General features: G+C 70.0%; 17 protein-coding genes. 12 read left to right on the plus strand and 5 right to left on the minus strand.

Annotated features, from left to right (window positions below; genetic code table 11):
• Window positions 1–51 precede the first annotated feature (51 nt).
• Both ACZ3I4_RS29610 and miaB read left to right on the plus strand, forming a co-directional pair.
• Entirely contained in the window at window positions 52–486 is a 435-nt protein-coding gene (locus ACZ3I4_RS29610) for a hypothetical protein (RefSeq protein ID WP_465385299.1), read from the plus strand.
• Window positions 487–516: 30 nt separating this feature from the next.
• Complete coding sequence (gene miaB, locus ACZ3I4_RS29615; protein WP_465385300.1) at window positions 517–2,001, plus strand: tRNA (N6-isopentenyl adenosine(37)-C2)-methylthiotransferase MiaB; 1,485 nt, start codon at window positions 517–519, stop codon at window positions 1,999–2,001.
• Here the strand turns inward: miaB and ACZ3I4_RS29620 are convergent.
• On the minus strand, window positions 1,925–2,848 hold the full coding sequence (locus tag ACZ3I4_RS29620; protein ID WP_465385301.1) for a LysR family transcriptional regulator: 924 nt from the start codon (window positions 2,846–2,848) through the stop codon (window positions 1,925–1,927). The two genes, miaB and ACZ3I4_RS29620, sit on opposite strands and share 77 nt — an antisense overlap.
• Window positions 2,849–2,931: 83 nt before the next feature.
• Between ACZ3I4_RS29620 and ACZ3I4_RS29625 the strand changes: the two genes are divergently transcribed.
• Window positions 2,932–3,891 carry a threonine ammonia-lyase gene (locus ACZ3I4_RS29625; RefSeq protein WP_465385302.1) on the plus strand — a complete coding sequence of 320 codons (960 nt, stop codon included), beginning with the start codon at window positions 2,932–2,934 and terminating at the stop codon, window positions 3,889–3,891.
• Here ACZ3I4_RS29625 and ACZ3I4_RS29630 read toward each other — a convergent pair.
• Together ACZ3I4_RS29630 and ACZ3I4_RS29635 are read right to left on the minus strand one after the other, a co-directional pair.
• A complete protein-coding gene (locus ACZ3I4_RS29630) occupies window positions 3,856–4,395 on the minus strand; it encodes a hypothetical protein (RefSeq protein ID WP_465385303.1) in 540 nt (179 codons plus the stop codon). The genes ACZ3I4_RS29625 and ACZ3I4_RS29630 overlap by 36 nt on opposite strands.
• 151 nt (window positions 4,396–4,546) lie before the next feature.
• On the minus strand, window positions 4,547–5,755 hold the full coding sequence (locus ACZ3I4_RS29635) for a DUF349 domain-containing protein (RefSeq protein ID WP_465385304.1): 1,209 nt from the start codon (window positions 5,753–5,755) through the stop codon (window positions 4,547–4,549).
• A 160-nt stretch (window positions 5,756–5,915) separates the two neighbouring features.
• Here ACZ3I4_RS29635 and miaA point away from each other — a divergent pair, with 160 nt between their 5' ends.
• The 3 genes from miaA to ACZ3I4_RS29650 are packed head-to-tail and all read left to right on the plus strand — an operon-like array spanning window position 5,916 to window position 8,400.
• On the plus strand, window positions 5,916–6,845 hold the full coding sequence (gene miaA / locus ACZ3I4_RS29640; protein ID WP_465385305.1) for a tRNA (adenosine(37)-N6)-dimethylallyltransferase MiaA: 930 nt from the start codon (window positions 5,916–5,918) through the stop codon (window positions 6,843–6,845).
• 8 nt (window positions 6,846–6,853) lie between these two features.
• Window positions 6,854–7,684 carry a diaminopimelate epimerase gene (gene dapF, locus ACZ3I4_RS29645; RefSeq protein ID WP_465385306.1) on the plus strand — a complete coding sequence of 277 codons (831 nt, stop codon included), beginning with the start codon at window positions 6,854–6,856 and terminating at the stop codon, window positions 7,682–7,684.
• Window positions 7,684–8,400 (plus strand): glycerophosphodiester phosphodiesterase, encoded by a 717-nt coding sequence (locus ACZ3I4_RS29650; protein ID WP_465385307.1) that lies wholly within the window; start codon window positions 7,684–7,686, stop codon window positions 8,398–8,400. Before dapF ends, ACZ3I4_RS29650 begins: the two co-directional genes overlap by 1 nt.
• 21 nt (window positions 8,401–8,421) lie before the next feature.
• On the opposite strand, the gene ACZ3I4_RS29655 is transcribed toward ACZ3I4_RS29650, so the two are convergent.
• Entirely contained in the window at window positions 8,422–9,885 is a 1,464-nt protein-coding gene (locus tag ACZ3I4_RS29655; protein WP_465385308.1) for an NAD-dependent malic enzyme, read from the minus strand.
• A gap of 219 nt (window positions 9,886–10,104) precedes the next feature.
• Here ACZ3I4_RS29655 and hflX point away from each other — a divergent pair, with 219 nt between their 5' ends.
• Both hflX and ACZ3I4_RS29665 read left to right on the plus strand, forming a co-directional pair.
• Window positions 10,105–11,520, plus strand: a complete 1,416-nt coding sequence (hflX, locus tag ACZ3I4_RS29660) for a GTPase HflX (RefSeq protein WP_465385309.1) — start codon at window positions 10,105–10,107, stop codon at window positions 11,518–11,520.
• Between the two features lie 92 nt (window positions 11,521–11,612).
• Window positions 11,613–13,502: a hypothetical protein gene (locus ACZ3I4_RS29665; protein ID WP_465385310.1), complete on the plus strand. Its 1,890-nt coding sequence runs from the start codon at window positions 11,613–11,615 to the stop codon at window positions 13,500–13,502.
• 25 nt (window positions 13,503–13,527) lie between these two features.
• Here ACZ3I4_RS29665 and lexA read toward each other — a convergent pair whose 3' ends face one another.
• A complete protein-coding gene (gene lexA / locus ACZ3I4_RS29670) occupies window positions 13,528–14,313 on the minus strand; it encodes a transcriptional repressor LexA (protein WP_465385311.1) in 786 nt (261 codons plus the stop codon).
• A 276-nt stretch (window positions 14,314–14,589) separates the two neighbouring features.
• Between lexA and ACZ3I4_RS29675 the strand changes: the two genes are divergently transcribed.
• The 4 genes from ACZ3I4_RS29675 (at window position 14,590) to ACZ3I4_RS29690 (ending at window position 19,756) form a co-directional block, all read left to right on the plus strand.
• The gene (locus tag ACZ3I4_RS29675; RefSeq protein ID WP_465385312.1) at window positions 14,590–14,913 is read left to right on the plus strand and encodes a LysM peptidoglycan-binding domain-containing protein; all 324 of its coding nucleotides are present in this window, start codon (window positions 14,590–14,592) and stop codon (window positions 14,911–14,913) included.
• A 272-nt stretch (window positions 14,914–15,185) separates the two neighbouring features.
• Window positions 15,186–15,698 carry a transcriptional regulator NrdR gene (gene nrdR, locus ACZ3I4_RS29680; RefSeq protein ID WP_465385313.1) on the plus strand — a complete coding sequence of 171 codons (513 nt, stop codon included), beginning with the start codon at window positions 15,186–15,188 and terminating at the stop codon, window positions 15,696–15,698.
• Window positions 15,699–15,734: 36 nt separating this feature from the next.
• Complete coding sequence (locus tag ACZ3I4_RS29685; RefSeq protein ID WP_465385314.1) at window positions 15,735–18,635, plus strand: vitamin B12-dependent ribonucleotide reductase; 2,901 nt, start codon at window positions 15,735–15,737, stop codon at window positions 18,633–18,635.
• A 278-nt stretch (window positions 18,636–18,913) separates the two neighbouring features.
• Window positions 18,914–19,756 (plus strand): barstar family protein, encoded by an 843-nt coding sequence (locus ACZ3I4_RS29690; protein ID WP_465385315.1) that lies wholly within the window; start codon window positions 18,914–18,916, stop codon window positions 19,754–19,756.
• Window positions 19,757–19,760: the final 4 nt, after the last annotated feature.

Here is a 19,760-nt window from a genome sequence, read left to right on the forward strand (position 1 = left end):
GAGCGGTAACACAGGGAGTGCGAGGCGCGAGCATTGTCCACCATGTTCGGTATGGCTGACATGGATCCGACAAGCGGCCTTTGGAACTGGGCGGCCGCATCATCCCTCTCTGGGGAACGGGTCCACGGCGCGCTCGCGGGCGCGCTCGAGCGGACGGTCGTGCCGCTCGGCCCCGAAGCGGACGGTGACGCCGTGTTGTGCGACGTCTATCACGTCGGCGGCGACTTCCCGACGCTGATCGACGTCTACCTGGCCCCGGAGACCATCGCCGAGGCCACCGCGGCCAGTGCGGTCGCCGTCCGGCTCGAGGTCGAGATCATCCTTCCGGACGACACCCTCGACCCGACACGGTTCGTGCTGGCGAGGCCGGACGGCAGTCTCGGGCTGGTGCACGCCGACGAGGTCGAGACCGACGACGGTCCCGAACGGCGGAACGTGCGTCCGTGCACGGGCGGTGTGACCGGCTGCGAGCGGCCTGCCGCCTGAGTGGGACACGGCGTACCCTGGTCCATTGCCATGACTACCGAACTTCAGAGCAGCGCCCGCACGTACGACGTGCGCACGTACGGCTGCCAGATGAACGTGCACGACAGCGAGCGCATCTCCGGTCTGATGGAGGATGCGGGCTACGTGCGCGCCGGCGATCCCGACTCGGCCGACGTCGTGGTCTTCAACACCTGTGCCGTACGGGAGAACGCCGACAACCGCCTCTACGGCAACCTGGGCCACCTTCGCCCCACGAAGATGAAGAAGCCGGACATGCAGATCGCGGTCGGCGGCTGCCTGGCCCAGAAGGACCGCGGCGACATCGTCAAGAAGGCGCCCTGGGTCGACGTCGTCTTCGGCACGCACAACATCGGCTCGCTGCCGGCGCTGCTCGAACGCGCCCGGCACAACTCCGAGGCCGAGGTCGAGATCCTCGAGTCGCTCGAGGTGTTCCCGTCGACGCTGCCCACCAAGCGCGAGTCGACGTACGCGGGCTGGGTCTCGATCTCCGTGGGGTGCAACAACACCTGCACGTTCTGCATCGTGCCGTCGCTGCGCGGCAAGGAGAAGGACCGTCGTCCCGGCGAGATCCTGGCCGAGGTCGAGGCCCTGGTCGCCGAGGGGGTCCTCGAGGTCACGCTGCTCGGGCAGAACGTCAACTCCTACGGTGTCGAGTTCGGCGACCGGCTCGCGTTCGGCAAGCTGCTGCGCTCGACCGGCCAGATCGAGGGTCTGGAGCGGGTGCGCTTCACCAGCCCCCACCCCAAGGACTTCACCGACGACGTGATCGCCGCGATGGCCGAGACGCCCAACGTCTGTCACTCGCTGCACATGCCGCTGCAGTCCGGCTCCGACCGCGTGCTCAAGGCCATGCGCCGCAGCTACCGCCAGGAGAAGTACCTCGGCATCATCGACAAGGTGCGGGCCGCGATGCCCGACGCGGCGATCACCACCGACATCATCGTCGGCTTCCCCGGCGAGACCGAGGAGGATTTCGAGCAGACCCTCGAGGTGGTCCGGCGGGCCCGCTTCTCGAGCGCGTTCACGTTCCAATACTCCAAGCGCCCCGGCACCCCGGCCGCGATCATGGACGAGCAACTGCCCAAGGCCGTCGTGCAGGAGCGCTACGAGCGGCTGATCGCGCTGCTCGAAGAGACCACCTGGGACGAGAACAAGAAGCTCGTCGGCGAGAAGGTCGAGGTGCTCGTCGCGGTCGGCGAGGGGCGCAAGGACGAGCGTACGGGCCGGATGAGCGGCCGGGCCCGGGACGGCCGGCTGGTGCACTTCGCGACCGGCGGCATCACCCCGCGACCCGGCGACATCGTCGAGACCGTGGTGACGTACGCGGCGCCGCACCACCTCAACGCCGACGGCGACCCGCTCAGCCACCGTCGCACCCGGGCCGGCGACGCCTTCGAGGCCGGTCGCACACCCAAGCTCAAGGGCGTCTCGCTCGGCCTTCCGTCGCTCGGGGTTCCGGCCCCGCTGCCGGCGGCCGAGGGCTGCTCGCTCTGATCCGTTCCAGCAGGGCCGTCGTCGCGGGCGGGTCGGGCGCCGCCCCGGCCACCGCGACGAGCACCCGCCGGGAGCGCCCGGGCAGCGGCACCACCCGCACCCGCTCGTTGCGGTGCGCCGCCAGCGCCAGGGCGGGCAGCGTCGTGACCCCCAGGTTGCGCGCGACCAGTTGCTGCGCCGCCACGTAGTCGTCGGTGGTGAACCGGATGTCCGGCGTGAACCCCTCGGTCGCGCACGCGCGCAGCAGCTCGTCCCGGCAGCGCTCGCACCCGCCGATCCAGCGCCGCTCGCGGTGGTCGGCCAGCCGGTCGCCGGTCCAGTCGGGCGGCAGCACCAGATAGGTCTCGTCCTCGAACAGCTCCTCGGTGCGCAGACCGGCCACGTCGGGCCCGCCGTCGTACGTGAAGATCAGCGCCACATCGACCTCGCCCCGGCGCAGCAGGTCGACCGCCTCGGGCGGCTCGGCCTCCCGGAAGCGCAGGTCGATGCCGGGATGGTCGGCGTCGAAGGCGGCCGCCGCCGCGGGCACGAAGGTCCCGAGGGCGGAGGGGAAAGCCGCCAGCCGTACGCGTCCCGCCCGCAGCCCGGAATGCGCGGCCAGCTCCTCCTCGGCCGCGTCGAGGCGACCCAGGATCTCCTCGGCCCGATCGGCGAGCAGGCGCCCCGCCTCGGTCAGCCGGATGCCGCGGCCCACCCGCTGCACCAACCGGCTGCCGGTCTCGGCCTCGAGCCGCGCGAGATGGTGGCTCACCGACGGCTGGGCGTAGTGCAGGGCCTCGGCCGCGGCGGTGACCGACCCGCTTTGCGCGACCGCGACCAGGACGCGCAGCCGGGTGACGTCGAGCATGGCTCCAATATATCGACGTCGCCTATGGGTTTCTTCGAGATCAGGCATTAGACCTATGGGTTCGGGTCCATGACGATCAGGACATGGTTCTCTCGTACGCCGACATCCGCGCCGCCGCCACGACGGTCGCCCGTCATCTGCCCCCGACCCCGATGTGGTCCTATCCGGTGCTGAACACGGCCGTGGGCGCGACCGTGCACGTCAAGCACGAGAACATCCAGCCGGTCGGCGCGTTCAAGGCCCGCGGCGCCCTCAACCTGCTCGCCTCGTCGCCCGGCCGCGGCACGGTCACCTACTCCACCGGTAATCACGCTCAGTCGATGGCGTGGGCCAGTCACCTGTTCGACGCCCCGTGCACGGTCGTCATGCCGGCCGCGGCCAACCCGTCCAAGGTCGCCGCCGTCCGGGCCTGGGGCGCCACGGTGATCCTGACCGGCGCCGCCCTGGCCGACGCCGAGAAGCACGCCGTCGAGCTGGCCGCCGAGACCGGTCAGCGACTGGTCAGCCCGGGCGACACCCCGGAGCTGCTGGCCGGTGTGGGCATTCTCTACGACGAGATCCTGACCGCGCGCCCCTCGCTGTCGGCCGTCATCGTGCCGGTCGGAAGCGGAACCGGCGCCGCCGCCGCGTGTGTGGTGGCGGCCGAACTGGCCCCGGCCTGCGAAGTGATCGCCGTGCAGTCCTCGGCCTCACCCGCGGCCCACGACTCCTGGCGCGCGGGCACTCCGCTCACCCGCCCCAACCAGACCCGCGTGGAGGGTCTGGCCACCGGCCGCGGCTACGACCTGCCGCAGCAGATCCTGCGTAAGCACCTGACCGACTTCGTGCTGGTCCCGGACGACCGCATCACCGAGGCCCAGCGCCTGCTGGCCGAAAAGGCCCACACCCTGGCCGAGGGCGCCGGCGCCGGCGCCCTGGCCGTCCTCCTCGAGTTCCCGGACCGCTTCGCGGGTCGCGAGGTCGCCATCGTCTGCTCGGGCGGCAACGCCTCGCCCACCGAGCTGGCTCTACTTGCGCAGGGTGGCGAGCAGATCGCGAAGTGAGGTGGCGAGCAGGTCGGCTCGGCCGTCGAGCTCTTCCTGGGTGGAGACCGCCGGTTCGAGCATGACCATGGCCGTGACCTGGGCGTTGCCCGACCAGTGGGTGGCCTCCAGCGAACCGTCGGTGCCGATGACGGCCAGCGCCGCGCCGTCGAAGCCGTCCAGCTCGAGGTAGGGGGCGCCGGCGTTGCGGGTGGTCTCGAGGCGCTCGGCGGCCAGCTCGTCGGTGGCCGTGCGGGCCGAGTCCGTTTTGGTCAGGGTCACGTTGCCGAGGGCGTACGGCATCGCCGCGGTCGAGCCGTACGTGCAGGTGAGGGTGACCATGGTGGGGATGCCGGTGCGCTTGCCGTCCGGCTTCAGCGCGGCGAGCGGTGGGGCGGTGAAGGCCGGGCAGTCGGCGGCCACATCCGCCCAGTCGTTGTTGCCCGAGGGAGTGTCCTCGCCGCTGCAGCCGCCGACCAGCGCCAGCGCGGCGATCGCCGCGGCCCACCGTACGTTCGCGCCCATCGATCTCCTCCGCTTGATCAGCCGAGAGGATCGCACATCGGGGAACGCGCTCGCTGCCCCGATGCGAGCGAGGCACCACGGACAGGGAGAAGCGGGGCCCCTCGGGGAATCGAGGGGCCGCCGGAACGCGTACGGGATGGGGGTCTGGGTTTTAAGAAGCCTGCTCGGCCAGGGCCAGGAACTGCTTCTTCGAGTTGAGCGCCTGCTCGGCTTCCTTGACGCGCTTGGCGTCGCCGGCCGCCTTGGCCCGCTCGAGACGCTGCTCGGCCTCGGCCACCTGCTCACGCATCTGCTGCAGCAGCGGGTTGTCCTGCGGGGCGGTCTTGCGCCACGCCGAGTCCATCGCCACGCGGATGCGCTCCTCGGCGGCCCGCCAGCGACGATCGAGCGACGCGGCCGACTCGCGCGGCACCCGGCCGGCGTCGTGCCACGCGGCCTGCAGGTCACGCAGCTTGTTCTGCGCGCCGCGCGGGTCGGCGTCGACATCGACGGCCTCCAGCTCGGCCAGGACCGCCTGCTTCTTGTCCAGGTTGCCCTTGTATTCGGCGTCGCGGGCCGAGAAGACCTCGCTGCGGCGGGTGAAGAAGGCGTCCTGAGCGGCCCGGAAGCGTTCCCAGAGGCGCTGCTCGGCCTCCTTGGCGGCCCGCGGCGCGGCCTTCCACTCGGTCATGAGGTCCTTGAGCCGGTTCGCCGTCGACGACCACTCGGTCGAGTCGGACAGGCTCTCGGCCTCGGCCACCAGCTCTTCCTTGGCCGTCTGGGCCTGCTTGCGCTGGCCGTCGAGGGTGGCGAAGTGAGCGCCGCGGCGGCGGGTGAAGCCGTCGCGTGCCGTGGCGAACCGCTTCCACAGCTCGCCGTCGGTCTTCTTGTCGACGCCGCGGATCGTTTTCCACTCGTCGAGGATCTCCTTGAGCCGGTCGCCGGCCGACTTCCAGCCGGTGGACTCGGCGGCGATCTTCTCCGCCTCCTCGACCAGGGCCGTCTTGCGGGCGACGGCCTCGGCCCGCGCGGTCTCGCGGGCCGCACGCGCCTCGCCGGCCTTCTCGTCGGCCAGCGTGGCCAGGCGGTCGAGCCGGGCCGAGAGCCCGTCGATGTCGCCCACCACGTGCGCCTCGTCGAGCTGCTGGCGCAGGCGCTTGACGCTGGTCAGCGAGTGCGACGCGTCGGCCGCGCCGGACTTGAGGCGGGCCTCGACGAGCTCGACCTCGGTCACGAGGTCGGCGAAGCGCCGCGCGAAGTGGGCCAGCCCTTCCTCGGGGGTGCCCGCCTGCCAGGAGCCGACCACCCGGTCGCCCTCAGCGGTCTTCACGTACACGGTGCCGTCGGCATCCACGCGCCCGAAGGCCGTCCAGTCGTTCATGACCCATCCTCGTCTTCCCGGCATCACCGATCTCACCTGACCGGTGACCACCGCCACAGCGCAGTCGAACGCCTAGCTTCTCTACGGCATTCTTTCTCGCGCATTGTCACAGGTCCAACCCGGTTACGGGGAAGCGCCCGCCGATGACCGTGGCCAAACCTTGTCCTACCGTTGCTCCGTGCCGTTCGCAGGAGCTCCGCGCGTGATCACCGTCGTCGGGCCGACGGCGGCGGGCAAGTCCGCTCTGAGCATCGCTCTAGCGCGGGAACTGGACGGCGAAGTGGTCAACGCCGACTCGATGCAGCTTTACCGCGGCATGGACATCGGCACGGCGAAACTGACGCCCGGCGAGCGGGACGGCGTTCCGCACCATCTGCTCGACATCTGGGATGTGACCTTCCCGGCCGCCGTCGCCGAATATCAGCGGCTGGCCCGGGCGGCGATCGACGACATCTTCGCGCGCGGCCGGGTGCCGCTGCTGGTGGGCGGTTCCGGTCTCTATGTGCGGGCGGTTCTGGAGGAGTTCGAGTTCCCGGGCACCGACGCCGCGATCCGGGCCCGTCTCGAAGAGGAGCTGGCGGTCGTCGGCGCCGGGTCTCTGCACGAGCGGCTGCGGGCCCGGGACCCGCTGGCCGCCGAGAAGATCCTTCCCTCGAACGGGCGACGGATCGTTCGCGCCCTCGAGGTGATCGAGCTGACCGGGCAGCCGTTCACCGCGGCGCTGCCGTCACCGGTGCCTTACTACCCGTCGGTGCAGATCGGGGTCGACCGGTCCACCGAGGCGCTCGATGAGCGGATCGCGCTCCGGGTCGACCTGATGTGGGCGGCGGGCCTGCTCGACGAGGTGCGCGCCCTCATCCCGCGAGGGCTTCGCGAGGGGCGTACGGCCTCGCGAGCGCTGGGATATCAGCAGGCGCTGGCCGAGATCGACGGTTCCCTGACCGAGGAAGAGGCCAAGGCCGACACCGTACGGGGGACTCGCCGGTTCGTGCGTCGCCAGCGCTCGTGGTTCCGGCGCGACCCGTCGATCACCTGGCTCGACGGCGCCTCGCCGACGCTGTTGGCGGACGCCCGGGCACTTACGGAATGATGGTCCGCGTGGAATTCACCAAGGGCCACGGGACGGGCAACGACTTCGTGATCATCGAGGACGTCGATGGCGCGATCGATCTGACCGCGGCGCAGGTCGCCGACCTCTGCCACCGGCGGTTCGGCATCGGCGCCGACGGCGTGCTGCGGGTGGTCCGCAGCGCCAAGGAGCCGGCCGGCGCGGGCCTGGCCGCCGAGGCCGAGTGGTTCATGGACTACCGCAACAGCGACGGCTCGATCGCCGAGATGTGCGGCAACGGGGTCCGCGTCTTCACGCGCTACCTGGTGGCCAAGGGTCTGGCCGCCCCGGAGGTCTCCGGCATCTCCATCGCCACGCGGGCGGGCGTCGTGCTCGCCGTCGTCGAGGGCGATCAGATCCGGGTGCACATGAGAAGCCCCCGGGTGTACGCGGCGAGCACCGCGACCACCGGCCCGCTGACGTTCCCCGGCGTCGCCGTCGACTGCGGCAACCCGCACCTGGTCTGCGGCCTGCACGACGGCCTGGCCCTCGGGTCGCTCGACCTGCACGTGGCCCCCGGCTTCGACAAGGCGCTGTTCTCCTCCGGCGTGAACGTCGAGTTCGTCGTCCCGGCCGAGCCCCTCGACGAGGCCGACCTGCACGTCTCCATGCGCGTGTACGAGCGAGGCTCGGGCGAGACGCTCTCGTGCGGCTCGGGCGCGCTGGCCGTCGGGGCGGTGGCCCTGCGCGACGCCGGCCTGGCCATCGGCACGGTGGCGGTCGACCTGCCCGGCGGCCGGTTGACGGTCACGCACGACGAGGAGGACCGCTGGTGGCTGGCCGGCCCGGCGGTGCTGGTGGCGTCGGGCGAGCTGCTCTGATGCACAACGTGGCGCACCGGGGTTACTCGGCGGTCGCCCCCGAAAACACCCTGCCGGCCTTTGCCGCGGCCATGCTCGGCGGGGCGACGCTGATCGAGTTCGACGTGCGCACCACCGCCGACGACGTCCCGGTGGTGATCCACGACCGGACGCTCGACCGCACGACCTCGGGATCCGGGCACGTCTGGGATTTCCCGTACGCCGAGGTGGCCGCGCTCGACGCCGGCGCGTGGTTCTCTCCCGCGTACGCCGGAGTCCGGGTCCCCACGCTCGCCTCGGTGCTGGAGCTGACGGCCGGCGCGGAACTGCTCCTCGAGATCAAGCCGCCCGCCACGTTGTCCCAGGTCAAGACGATCATGGAGCTGGTCGGGGCCGTGGGCCGGCGCGACCGCACGATCGTGCAGAGCTTCGACCCCGAGATCCTCCGGCTGGTGCGTGAGGTCGACCCGGCCGTTCGCCGGGGCCTGCTGCGGTTGCGTTTCGAGGCCGACACCCTCGACCTGGCCGACGAGCTGGAGGTGGTCTGCCTCAACCCGTCGAGGGCCGATGTGCTCGGCGATCCCGACACGGTGGTCGCGCTGACCGGCCGCGGCATCGACGTGATGGCGTGGACGGCCAACGACATGACCGAGTGGGGCCCGCTGATCGACGCGGGCGCCGCCGGGCTGATCACCGACCGCGTGGCCGAGCTGACCGGCTGGTTTGCCGCACGCTGACTCTCCAGCCGGTCTGGGCTTTCAGAAGGTCTCGGACGGCGCCTCGTCGAGCTCGGCCTCCGGCAGCGCGGCGGTGTTGTGAGTCGCGGCGCTGGGCCCCCGGACGGCGGCGCGAATGGCCGCGGCGACCGCCGGAGTGACCTTGGGGTCGAAGACGCTCGGGACGATGACGGTCGGGTTGAGCTTGTCGTCGCCCACCACGTCGGCGATCGCCCGGGCCGCGGCCAGCGCCATCTCCTCGGTGAACTCCTCGGCGCTCACGTCGAGCATGCCGCGGAAGACGCCGGGGAAGGCCAGCACGTTGTTGATCTGGTTGGGCTGGTCGGACCGGCCGGTGGCGACGACCGCGGCGTGCTGGCGGGCGGCGCGCGGGTCGACCTCGGGGTCGGGATTGGCCAGCGCGAAGACGATCGACTTGTCGGCCATCCGGGCGATGTCGTCGCCGGTGAGCAGGTTGGGCGCGCTCACGCCGATGAACACGTCGGCGCCGGCGATCGCCCCGGGCAGGTCACCCGAGTAGTTGTCCTTGTTGGTGTTCTGGGCCAGCCACTGCCAGGTCTCCGACATGTCCGGCATCCCGCGGTGCAGGGCGCCCTTCCGGTCGTACGCGATGATGTCGCCCACGCCCTGGCGCAGCAGTAGCTTCATGATCGCCGTGCCGGCCGCGCCCGCGCCCGACACCACGACGCGGACGTCCTCGAGCCGCTTGCCGACGACCCGCAGCGCGTTGGTCAGCGCGGCCAGCACACAAATCGCCGTTCCGTGCTGATCGTCGTGAAAGACCGGAATGTCCAATTGTTCGCGGAGTCGTGCTTCGATCTCGAAGCAGCGCGGCGCGGCGATGTCCTCGAGGTTGATGCCGCCGTACGCCGGGGCGATCGCCTTCACGATGCGCACGATCTCGTCGGTGTCCTGCGTGTCGAGCACGACCGGCCACGCGTCCACGCCGCCGAACCGCTTGAACAGCGCGGCCTTGCCCTCCATGACCGGCATGGCCGCGGCCGGGCCGATGTTGCCCAGCCCGAGCACGGCCGAGCCGTCGCTGACCACGGCCACGGTGTTGCGCTTGATGGTCAGGCGACGGGCGTCGGCCGGGTTCTCGGCGATCGCCATGCAGACGCGGGCCACACCCGGCGTGTACGCCCGGGACAGCTCGTCACGGTTGCGCAGCGCGACCTTCGACTGGACCTCGATCTTGCCGCCCAGGTGCAGCAGGAACGTGCGGTCGGAGACCTTGCGGACGTCGACGCCGTCCTGCGCCTCGAGCTGCTTGACGACCTGGTCGGCGTGACTGGAGTCGGCCGTGTCGCAGGTGAGGTCGACGAGGACACGCGTGGGATCGGAATCGACCACGTCGAGGGCCGTGACAATCGCGCCGGCCTCGCCGACACAGGTGGTGAGACGACCGATGGACGAGGCGTCCGCGGTCACTGCTATCCGGATCGTGATCGAAAATCCTGCGCTCGGCAGGCGGGTCGTCACCACGGTGTTCCCTCCGACATTGGTGGGTGCGTCACCGTAATCTTGCTCCCGTGGAATATGGGATTCCATCCGGGTCGTTGTAATAGAGCCAGTCACATCCACCACCTCGTCCGCTACCCGAGAGCGGACTCCTGACAACACTCCTTCGAGAACGTCCGGCCACGTTATGTGGATGCGCCGACCACGGTGACGTGCCACGATCGGGGCCGAGGAGGTCACCTTTTGCGAAACACTTACCAGGCACCCGTACTAGAACTCGACGAGCCGGACGTGACGTCCGGCGACCTCGAGCTCGAGGAGCGGCATTCGCTGCGGCGGGTCGCCGGTCTCTCCACCGAGCTCACCGACATCACCGAGGTCGAATATCGCCAGCTGCGGCTCGAGCGGGTCGTTCTGGTCGGCGTCTGGACCGAGGGCAGTGTCGAGGACGCCGACAACTCGCTGACCGAGCTGGCCGCGCTGGCCGAGACCGCCGGTTCCCAGGTGCTCGAGGGCCTGATCCAGCGTCGTTCCCGTCCCGACACGGCCACCTTCATCGGCCGGGGCAAGGTCGAGGAGCTGCGTCTGGCGGTCGAGGCCACCGGCGCCGACACGGTCATCTGCGACGGCGAGCTCTCACCGAGCCAGCTGCGCAACCTTGAGCAGCAGACCAAGGTCAAGGTCGTCGACCGGACGGCGCTGATCCTCGACATCTTCGCCCAGCACGCGAAGAGCAAAGAGGGCAAGGCGCAGGTCGAGCTGGCCCAGCTGCAATACCTTCTGCCGCGTCTGCGTGGCTGGGGTGAGTCGCTGTCCCGTCAGGGTGGTGGCGCCGGCGGTTCGGGCGGTGGTGGCGTCGGGACACGTGGTCCCGGTGAGACCAAGCTCGAGACCGACCGCCGACGCATCAACCAGCGCATCTCCAAGCTCCGCCGCGAGATCAAGGGCATGCGCACCGTACGGCAGACCAAGCGCTCCCGGCGGGCGAGCAGCGGCACACCGGCCGTGGCCATCGCCGGCTACACCAACGCCGGCAAGTCGAGCGTGCTCAACCGTCTGACCCAGGCCGGTGTGCTGGTGGAGGACGCGCTGTTCGCCACCCTCGACCCGACCACCCGGCGCACCTCGGCCGAGGACGGGCGCGTCTACACGCTGTCCGACACGGTGGGTTTCGTGCGTCACCTGCCGCACCAGATCGTGGAGGCGTTCCGCTCCACGCTCGAGGAGGTCTCGTTCGCCGACCTCGTCGTGCACGTGGTCGACGGCGCCCATCCCGACCCCGAGGGTCAGGTCAGCGCCGTCCGCGAGGTGCTGGCCGAGGTCAGCGCCGACGCCATCCCCGAGCTCCTGGTGATCAACAAGGTGGATGCCGCGGACGAGGAGACTCTGCTGCGGTTGAAGCGCACCTGGCCGGACGCCGTCTTCGTGTCGGCGCGCTCCGGACAGGGCATCGCCGAACTGCAGGAGGCGATCGCGGCCAAGCTGCCGCGGCCGCCGATCGACATGCGCCTTCTGCTGCCTTATGACCGTGCTGATCTGGTCGCCCGGATTCATCGGTCCGGTCAGGTACTCCAGACGCGCCATTTGGAGGAGGGGACCGAGTTCCGGGTCCTCGTCGACGAGCGGCTGGCGAGCGATCTGGAGTCGTTCCGCAACTGAGCGTCCCTCACGACACAACGAGGTCGGCCCGGGTGAGCTGGGTTGATTAACGCGTAACACCGGCACGCGACGCCGCATGCGACACTGATCGGATGCGGCGTCTCGTGTTCCCGGTGATCGTGGCCTCCGGGCTGGTGATGATCGGCTCGTCCGCGGCGTTTGCCGAGGATCCGGCCCCCACGATCAGCGCGCCCTCGGTGGCGGGCAAGAAGATGTGCCAGATCAAGGACGAGCGGATCACCGAGGCGTCCGGGCTGGTGGCCACCAGGACGGGCTACGTCGTCATCAACGACAGCACCGACAAGGGCGCCAACAAGCGCATCTTCTTCCTCAACACCAAGTGCGAGGTCACCAAGGCCGCCAAATACAGCGGCGACGGCCCCTTGGACCCGGAAGACCTGATCCTCTCGCCCGACGGCGCCAAGCTCTGGATCGCCGACATCGGCGACAACCGGTTCGACCAGGACCAGCGCCGCCCCAACATCGGCCTCTGGTCGATGCCGGCCGACGGCTCCGACCCGCCCGTGCTTCACCGGCTCAGCTATCCCCAGGGCGACACGCACGACGCCGAGGCGCTGCTGCTGAACGGTGACGGCACCCCGCTGATCGTCACCAAGGAGATCGGCAAGCCGGCGTATGTGTATCAGCCGGCCGGCCCGCTGAAGGCGAACAACAAAGAGGGCGTCGCGATGCGGCGGGTCGCCGAGATCCAACCCTCGGCCACGCAGACCGCCGGCGGGCCGTACGCGCGGATCGGCAACAAGACGATCAGCGGCGGCGCGGTGGCGCCCGGCGGCGGCAAGGTCGCCCTGCGCACCTACACCGACGCGCTCGAGTGGGACGTGCAGAACGGCGACGTGCTCGCCGCGCTCAAGAACAAGCCCCGCACGACCGGCCTGCCCAACGAGACGCTGGGTGAGGCGATCACCTACAGCGCCGACGGCAAGTCCTTCTACACGACGTCGGACATGAGCGGCGAGACCGATCCGCCCAACTACATCCTTCGCTACGCGCCCGCCACCACGGTCGCGACCGCGGCCAAGGGCGCCGGGGAAGAAGAGGGCGGCGCCTGGTACGCCAATCTCGAGCTCAGCGACATCACGTACGCGGTGGGTGGCGTCGGTGTGCTGGGTCTGATTCTCGTCGGCGTGGGCGCGCTGGGCATCGTCCGGCACCGCAAGCGGGTGGCCGCCGAGCCGTCCGGGTCCGGCGACGACGACGGTGACGACTTCAAGAACCCGCTCGAGGGCGAGCCCGAGACCGAGCTGATCGGGGTCGGCGGGGCGCCGCAGCGTAACGGGGCCTACGGCGGCGCACGGCCGGGCCCGGTCAACGGCGCCCCGGGCGGTCCCAAGGCGGGTGTGTACGGCGGAGCCGGCGCCAAGCCCGCCGGCAGCAAGCCGCACGGGCGGTCGGGCAACGCGCAGCAGCAGCCGGCCCGGGCCGGGGTCTACGGCGGTCCGCAGAGTCAGCCGCCGCGTGGTCCGCAAGGCCAGCCCCCGCGTGCCCCGCAGGGTCAGCCCGCGCGTGGTCCCCAGGCTCAGCCGCCTCGCGGTCCGCAGGGTCAGCCCGCGCGTGGTCCCCAGGCTCAGCCGCCTCGTGGTCCGCAGGGCCAGCCCGCGCGCGCTCCCCAGGGTCAGCCCCCGCGGGGCCCGCAGGGGCAGCCGCCGCGTGGTCCGCAGGGTCAGCCCCCGCGGGGTCCCCAAGCTCAGCCGCCGCGTGCTCCGCAAGGTCAGCCCCCGCGTGGTCCGCAGGCCCAGCCGCCTCGTGGTCCGCAAGGTCAGCCGCCGCGCGGGCCCCAGGGGCAGCCGCCGCGTGGTCCGCAGGGTCAGCCGCCTCGGGGTGGTCAGCAGCCGCGCGGTGGTGGCGGTGTCTATGGCGGTGGCCAGGGTGGTCCGCCGCCGTCTTCGGCCCGCGGTGGCTACAACGACTTCCGGCAGCGTCCCGAGGGCCGTTTCGACGGTTACGGCCCCCGGCGCTGATCGTCAGTTCTTTTTCTGCGCCCGGTCAGACCCGGCGCAGCACGGCCACGACGCGGCCCATGATGGTCGCGTCGTCGCCGGGGATCGGGTCGAACGCGGGGTTGGCCGGCATCAGCCAGACGTGCCCGTCGCGCTGGCGGTAGCTCTTCACCGTGGCCTCACCGTCGATCATCGCGGCCACGATGTCGCCCGCGTTGGCCGTCGGCTGCTGCCGCACGACCACCCAGTCGCCGTTGCAGATGGCCGCGTCGATCATCGAGTCGCCCTTGACCTCGAGCATGAAGACCTCGCCCTCGCCGACCAGCTCGCGCGGCAGCGGGAAGAACTCCTCGACGGCCTGCTCGGCCAGGATCGGCCCGCCGGCGGCGATGCGGCCGACCAGCGGCACGTACGCCGGTTGCGGGCGAGCCGAGCGCATCGCCTCGTCGTCGACCAGCTCGCTGGGGGAGCGGACGTCTACGGCGCGCGGCCGGTTGGGGTCGCGGCGCAGGAAGCCCTTGGTCTCGAGCGCCTTCAGCTGATAGGCCACGCTGGACGGTGACACCAGGCCGACCGCCTCGCCAATCTCGCGCACGCTCGGCGGATAGCCGTAGCGCTCCACCCAGTCGCGGATGAACTCGAGAATCCGCTTCTGCCGGGCGGTCAGATCGGCCGTGACCGGCTCGGGGAACTGGCTGACCACCGGAGTGACCGATCGCAGCTGCGGCGCGTCGGCGGCACGTCCGCGGCTCGGCGCGCGGCGGCGCAGAGCCGCTCCGCTGTCTGGCTTGGTCTGATGTTGCCGGCTGCTCGTCCGGTCGTCGGTCGACACGTCCGCCCTCCCTGTCGGCCAGTGCCCATGAGGCACGTGGTGCGTCTTGCGTTCGCGGAGCCGGAGCTAGCGCCGTGGGGATGGCGCTCGCCCGGCTGACCCTCTTGAGGGAAGACCGTAATGGCGCGGTACGACATATTCAAACATCTGTACGACATTCTTCCGGCGTGTCGCCCGGAAGTGCTCGACTTCCGTACGCCTGTTCTGATAGACCGTCGTACGGGCGTTCGATCGAACGCCCGTACTAAGACCGCTTTCCCGGGTGGAGGAAACGTGATGGTGGCGAACGGGGTCAGGCACGTCGAGCCTTCGCTGCGGCTCACCCGGCGCGGGCGCGTCGTCGTCCTCGGTCTGCTGGTCGTGCTGGCCTCCCTGGCCAGCGCCGTGTTGTTCACCACCGCGTCCCGGGCCGAGCAGTCGCCGTCCGGGCCGCCGCCCACGATCGTGGTCCAGTCGGGTGACACGCTGTGGGACATCGCGACCCGCACGATGCCGCGCCGCGACGGACAGGCCGCCGTCGACGAATTGCGCCGGCTCAACGGCCTGTCGAGCTACGGCGTGGCCGCCGGCGATGTTTTGATCTTGCCGCGGGCGGCGTGATTCAGCAGTCCGTGACCGGCCGATCCACCGCTCGTGTTGAGTCGCAAAATACGGCGCGCCGACGCGCCGGTGAACTTGCGTCCATGTCCGCCGCGGCATAGCGTCTACCCCAACATCTAGTAGTTACAAGGGTGTAAGTCATCCACTGGTTGGGGTTCACTTCCCCCGTTCATCTACAGGCCGTGACGGCGTCAGCTGGTGAGAAACCGGCGAATCGCCGTGCTTTTGCGTGCCCGCAGACGACCGGGGTGAGGTGCCGGAGGGGGTTCGAGGTGCGCTGCCCGTACTGTCGCCACGCCGATTCTCGCGTGGTCGACTCGCGCGAGGCCGACGATGGTCAGCTGATCCGTCGCCGTCGATCGTGCCCCGAGTGCGGCAAGCGGTTCACCACCGTCGAAGAAGCGGTCCTGGCCGTTGTGAAGCGCAGCGGGGTCACCGAGCCCTTCAGCCGCGCAAAGATCATGAGCGGGGTCCGCAAGGCCTGCCAGGGCCGGCCCGTCGACGAGGACTCGATCGCGCTGCTCGCGCAGAAGGTCGAGGAGACCGTCCGGGCCAAGGGCGCGGCCGAGGTGCCCAGCCACGAGGTGGGGCTGGCGATCCTCGCCCCGCTGCGGGAGCTCGACCAGGTGGCTTATCTGAGGTTCGCGAGCGTCTACAAATCCTTCGACTCGCTCGACGAGTTCGAAAAGGAGATCACGGCGCTGCGTGAGGCGACGATCGCCCGCGAGACCGGGGTGCGGCACCCCGTGGCTCCGCGGCCCGGCGGTCGCGCTCCACGGGTCTGACGACGTAGTAGCGGCATTTTTCCGAGGGGGAGCAGTATGGCCGGGGACGGCATCACAGCAGGTCGGCAGCGCAGCCGGGCAAACGGCGCGAGCGCGGTCGGCGGGGGGCTGCGGGTCGAGCGGGTCTGGACGACCGAGGGAGTCCACCCGTACGACGAGGTCGAGTGGGAACGTCGCGACGTCGTCATGACGAACTGGCGCGACGGCTCGATCAACTTCGAGCAGAAGGGCGTCGAGTTCCCGACCGCGTGGAGTGTCAACGCGGCGAACATCGTCACCACCAAGTACTTCCGGGGCGCGGTCGGCACCCCGGAGCGGGAGTGGTCGCTCAAGCAGCTGATCGACCGCGTGGTCAAGACGTACCGCAAGGCGGGCGAGGCGAACGGCTACTTCGCCACCACGGCGGACGCCGAGATCTTCGACCACGAGCTCACCTGGATGCTGCTGCACCAGGTCTTCAGCTTCAACTCGCCGGTCTGGTTCAACGTCGGCACCAAGTCGCCGCAGCAGGTCAGCGCGTGCTTCATCCTCTCGGTCGACGACTCGATGGACTCGATTCTCGACTGGTACAAGGAAGAGGGCCTGATCTTCAAGGGCGGTTCGGGCTCCGGCGTGAACCTGTCCCGCATCCGCTCGTCCAAGGAGCTGCTGTCGTCCGGGGGGACCGCCAGTGGCCCGGTGAGCTTCATGCGCGGCGCCGACGCCAGCGCCGGCACCATCAAGTCGGGCGGCGCCACCCGCCGGGCCGCCAAGATGGTCATCCTCGACGTCGACCACCCCGACATCGAAGAGTTCGTCCGCACCAAGGCCCGTGAGGAAGACAAGATCCGCGCCCTGCGGGACGCCGGCTTCGACATGGACCTCGGCGGCGACGACATCGTCTCCGTGCAGTACCAGAACGCCAACAACTCGGTCCGCGTCAGCGACGAGTTCATGCGGGCGTACGAGGAGGGCACCGAGTTCGGCCTGCGCGGCCGGCTCGACGGCGAGGTCATCGAGACCGTCGACGCCAAGAAGCTCTTCCGCGACATCGCCCAGGCCGCGTGGGAGTGCGCCGACCCCGGTCTGCAGTACGACGACACGATCAACGACTGGCACACCAACCCCGAGACCGGCCGGATCACCGCGTCCAACCCGTGCTCGGAGTACATGTCGCTGGACGACTCGTCCTGCAACCTGGCCTCGCTCAACCTGATGAAGTTCCTCAAGGCCGACGGTGGCTTCGAGACCCAGAAGTTCGTCAAGAGCGTCGAGTTCATCATCACCGCGATGGAGATCTCGATCTCGTTCGCCGACTTCCCGACCGAGCGGATCGGCGCCACCACCCGCGCCTACCGCCAGCTCGGCATCGGCTACGCCAACATCGGCGCGCTGCTGATGGCGTCCGGCCTTCCGTACGACTCGGAGCAGGGCCGCAGCGTCGCCGCCGCGATCACCTCGGTGATGACCGGCACGGCGTACCGCCGCTCGGCCGAGCTCGCCGGCGTCGTCGGCCCGTACGAGGGCTACGCCCGCAACGCCGAGGCCCACAAGCGGGTCATGCGCAAGCACGCTGCGGCCAGCGACGACATCCGCCCGAGCAACCCGGTCGCCGCCGAGCTCGCCCGCGAGGCCACCAAGCAGTGGCAGGACGGCCTCAAGATCGGCGAGAAGCACGGCTGGCGCAACGCCCAGGCGTCGGTGCTCGCCCCGACCGGCACCATCGGCCTGATGATGGACTGCGACACCACCGGCATCGAGCCCGACCTGGCCCTGGTCAAGTTCAAGAAGCTCGTCGGCGGCGGATCGATGCAGATCGTCAACCAGACGGTCCCGCGCGCGCTGCGCAGCCTCGGCTACCCCGAGGAGCAGGTCGAGGCGATCGTCGAGCACATCGCCGACCACGGCAACGTCGTCGACGCCCCGGGCCTCAAGCCCGAGCACTACGCGGTCTTCGACTGCGCCATGGGTGAGCGCGTGATCGCCCCGCTCGGCCACGTCCGCATGATGGCCGCGGTGCAGCCGTTCATCTCGGGCGCCATCTCCAAGACGGTCAACATGCCCGAGACGGCGACCGTCGAGGAGATCGAGGAGATCCACTACCAGGGCTGGAAGCTCGGCCTCAAGGCCCTCGCGATCTACCGCGACAACTGCAAGGTCGGCCAGCCGCTGTCGGTCGCCGCGAAGAAGTCGGCGGCCGTCGAGGCGCCGGCCGCGTCGACCGAGGTCGAGAAGGTCGTCGAGAAGGTCATCGAGTACCGCCCGGTCCGCAAGCGTCTGCCCAAGAAGCGCCCGTCGGAGACGGTGTCGTTCTCGGTCGGCGGCGCCGAGGGTTACCTCACCGCGTCGTCCTACCCCGACGACGGCCTCGGCGAGGTCTTCCTCAAGATGTCGAAGCAGGGTTCGACGCTGGCCGGCGTCATGGACGCCTTCTCGGTCGCGATCTCGATAGGCCTGCAGTACGGCGTCCCGCTCGAGACGTACGTCAGCAAGTTCACCAACATGCGCTTCGAGCCCGCCGGCATGACCGACGACCCGGACGTGCGCATGGCGGCTTCGGTGATGGACTACATCTTCCGTCGCCTGGCGCTCGACTTCCTGCCGTACGACACCCGGGCCGACCTGGGCATCTTCACGGCAAAGGAGCGTGCCGCCCAGGTGCAGGCCGAGGCCGCGGCCGAGGCCGCCGGCGTCGGTGTCGACCTGGCCGGCATGGCCGCCTCCGCCCCGGTGTCCGCCCCGGTCGGCGGCGCGACCGCCCCGGCCGAGGCCACGATCCCGGCCGCCGAGCCGGAGAAGGCCGCACCGTCCGCGGTCGGCTCCTCCACCGAGCTGCTCGAAATCGTGACCGGCCACGCCGCCGACGCGCCGCTCTGCTTCACATGCGGCACCAAGATGCGCCGCGCCGGCAGCTGCTACGTGTGCGAGGGCTGCGGCTCCACGTCCGGCTGCAGCTAAAAATCTGGGAAGTTGTGCATGTCTCCCGTGAGGACTTCCTAAGAGGAATCGCGGATTGACATCGCTCCTGGTGAAGCAATACAAACGGATGCCTCCGACCCGAAGCCGGGTCGGAGGCATCCGTTTTGGGCGTACGAGGGGAGCGGTGAACGTGTCGGTGAGTGTCGTCCCTCCACGTCCCCTCGATCACGGCCCGCTCGGGCAGATGCTCGGCCGGCCGCCGCTGCGGGTCGAGCCTGTGGACGGCTCGGCCTCACTCATGCCGACGAGGGACCCACGTGCCCGGTGAAGAGACGAGTCCGCAGGACAAGCGATGGCACTGGGACGAAGACGTGCCGCTTCGCTGGCTGTTGGTCGATGAATTCACCATGGGAAAACCAGACGCCGTGATCGCGGCGTGCGCCGATATTGAAGGGCTATTCGTCGATTCGCCGTCCACGGTGCGCGGGACGACGCTTCTCGGGTGCATGCCCCACCTGCCGCTGCGCCGTGCCCTGGACGCGCTGGCCAAGGGGGCGGGCAATCCAGGTGGCGCTCTGCATCGTCGGTCGATCGACGCGACCCTCTACAGCGTGGACCGGAACGGTGTAGTCGACCGCGTGATCGGCACTTATCTCCGAGCATCACTGACCAAAGTTCGTCCCTCGATCCTGGGTGCCGACCTCGTCGATGTCGACCTGGACGGTGCGATCTCTGAGCCGATGCCGAGTTCGGCGCGACCCATCTGGAACCTGTGGCACGCCGGTGGCCCGACCGAACCGAACCTTTGGGCGGGCTACGGCCGGGAGCTTCGGCATCTCTGGTCTGGAGCGGCCTTGGCTCACCATCGGGCCGACGCGCCTGACAAGCCGGCCGGCAGCACCTACCAGCTCGACGGGCGCCATGTCACCGACATCGAAGGCTTCTACTGCGCCATCGGCGAGGCCATCAACGGCCCGGGCGGCTACTTCGGCTGGAACGGTGACGCGCTCCACGACTGTGTGACCGGCGGGTGGGGCGCCGAGTGGCCGTTCCGCCTGGTATGGCACCACGCCGAGGTCGCCCATAGCCATCTGACCGCCAAGTTCGACCAGATCCTCCAATGGCTTGCCGAGGATCAGATCGAGGTCGAGCTGCGGTGATCGG

It is taken from the genome of Actinoplanes sp. NPDC021490 (assembly GCF_055562135.1).

Bases quoted from the DNA above. Each gene is read 5' to 3' on its own strand.
- ACZ3I4_RS29625 (WP_465385302.1), top strand. From the start codon at position 2,932: ATGGTTCTCTCGTACGCCGACATCCGCGCCGCCGCCACGACGGTCGCC.
- ACZ3I4_RS29635 (WP_465385304.1), bottom strand. From the start codon at position 5,755: ATGAACGACTGGACGGCCTTCGGGCGCGTGGATGCCGACGGCACCGTG.
- miaB (WP_465385300.1), top strand. From the start codon at position 517: ATGACTACCGAACTTCAGAGCAGCGCCCGCACGTACGACGTGCGCACG.
- ACZ3I4_RS29630 (WP_465385303.1), bottom strand. From the start codon at position 4,395: ATGGGCGCGAACGTACGGTGGGCCGCGGCGATCGCCGCGCTGGCGCTG.
- ACZ3I4_RS29650 (WP_465385307.1), top strand. From the start codon at position 7,684: ATGCACAACGTGGCGCACCGGGGTTACTCGGCGGTCGCCCCCGAAAAC.
- ACZ3I4_RS29610 (WP_465385299.1), top strand. From the start codon at position 52: ATGGCTGACATGGATCCGACAAGCGGCCTTTGGAACTGGGCGGCCGCA.
- ACZ3I4_RS29620 (WP_465385301.1), bottom strand. From the start codon at position 2,848: ATGCTCGACGTCACCCGGCTGCGCGTCCTGGTCGCGGTCGCGCAAAGC.
- ACZ3I4_RS29675 (WP_465385312.1), top strand. From the start codon at position 14,590: ATGGTGGCGAACGGGGTCAGGCACGTCGAGCCTTCGCTGCGGCTCACC.
- ACZ3I4_RS29685 (WP_465385314.1), top strand. From the start codon at position 15,735: ATGGCCGGGGACGGCATCACAGCAGGTCGGCAGCGCAGCCGGGCAAAC.
- ACZ3I4_RS29665 (WP_465385310.1), top strand. From the start codon at position 11,613: ATGCGGCGTCTCGTGTTCCCGGTGATCGTGGCCTCCGGGCTGGTGATG.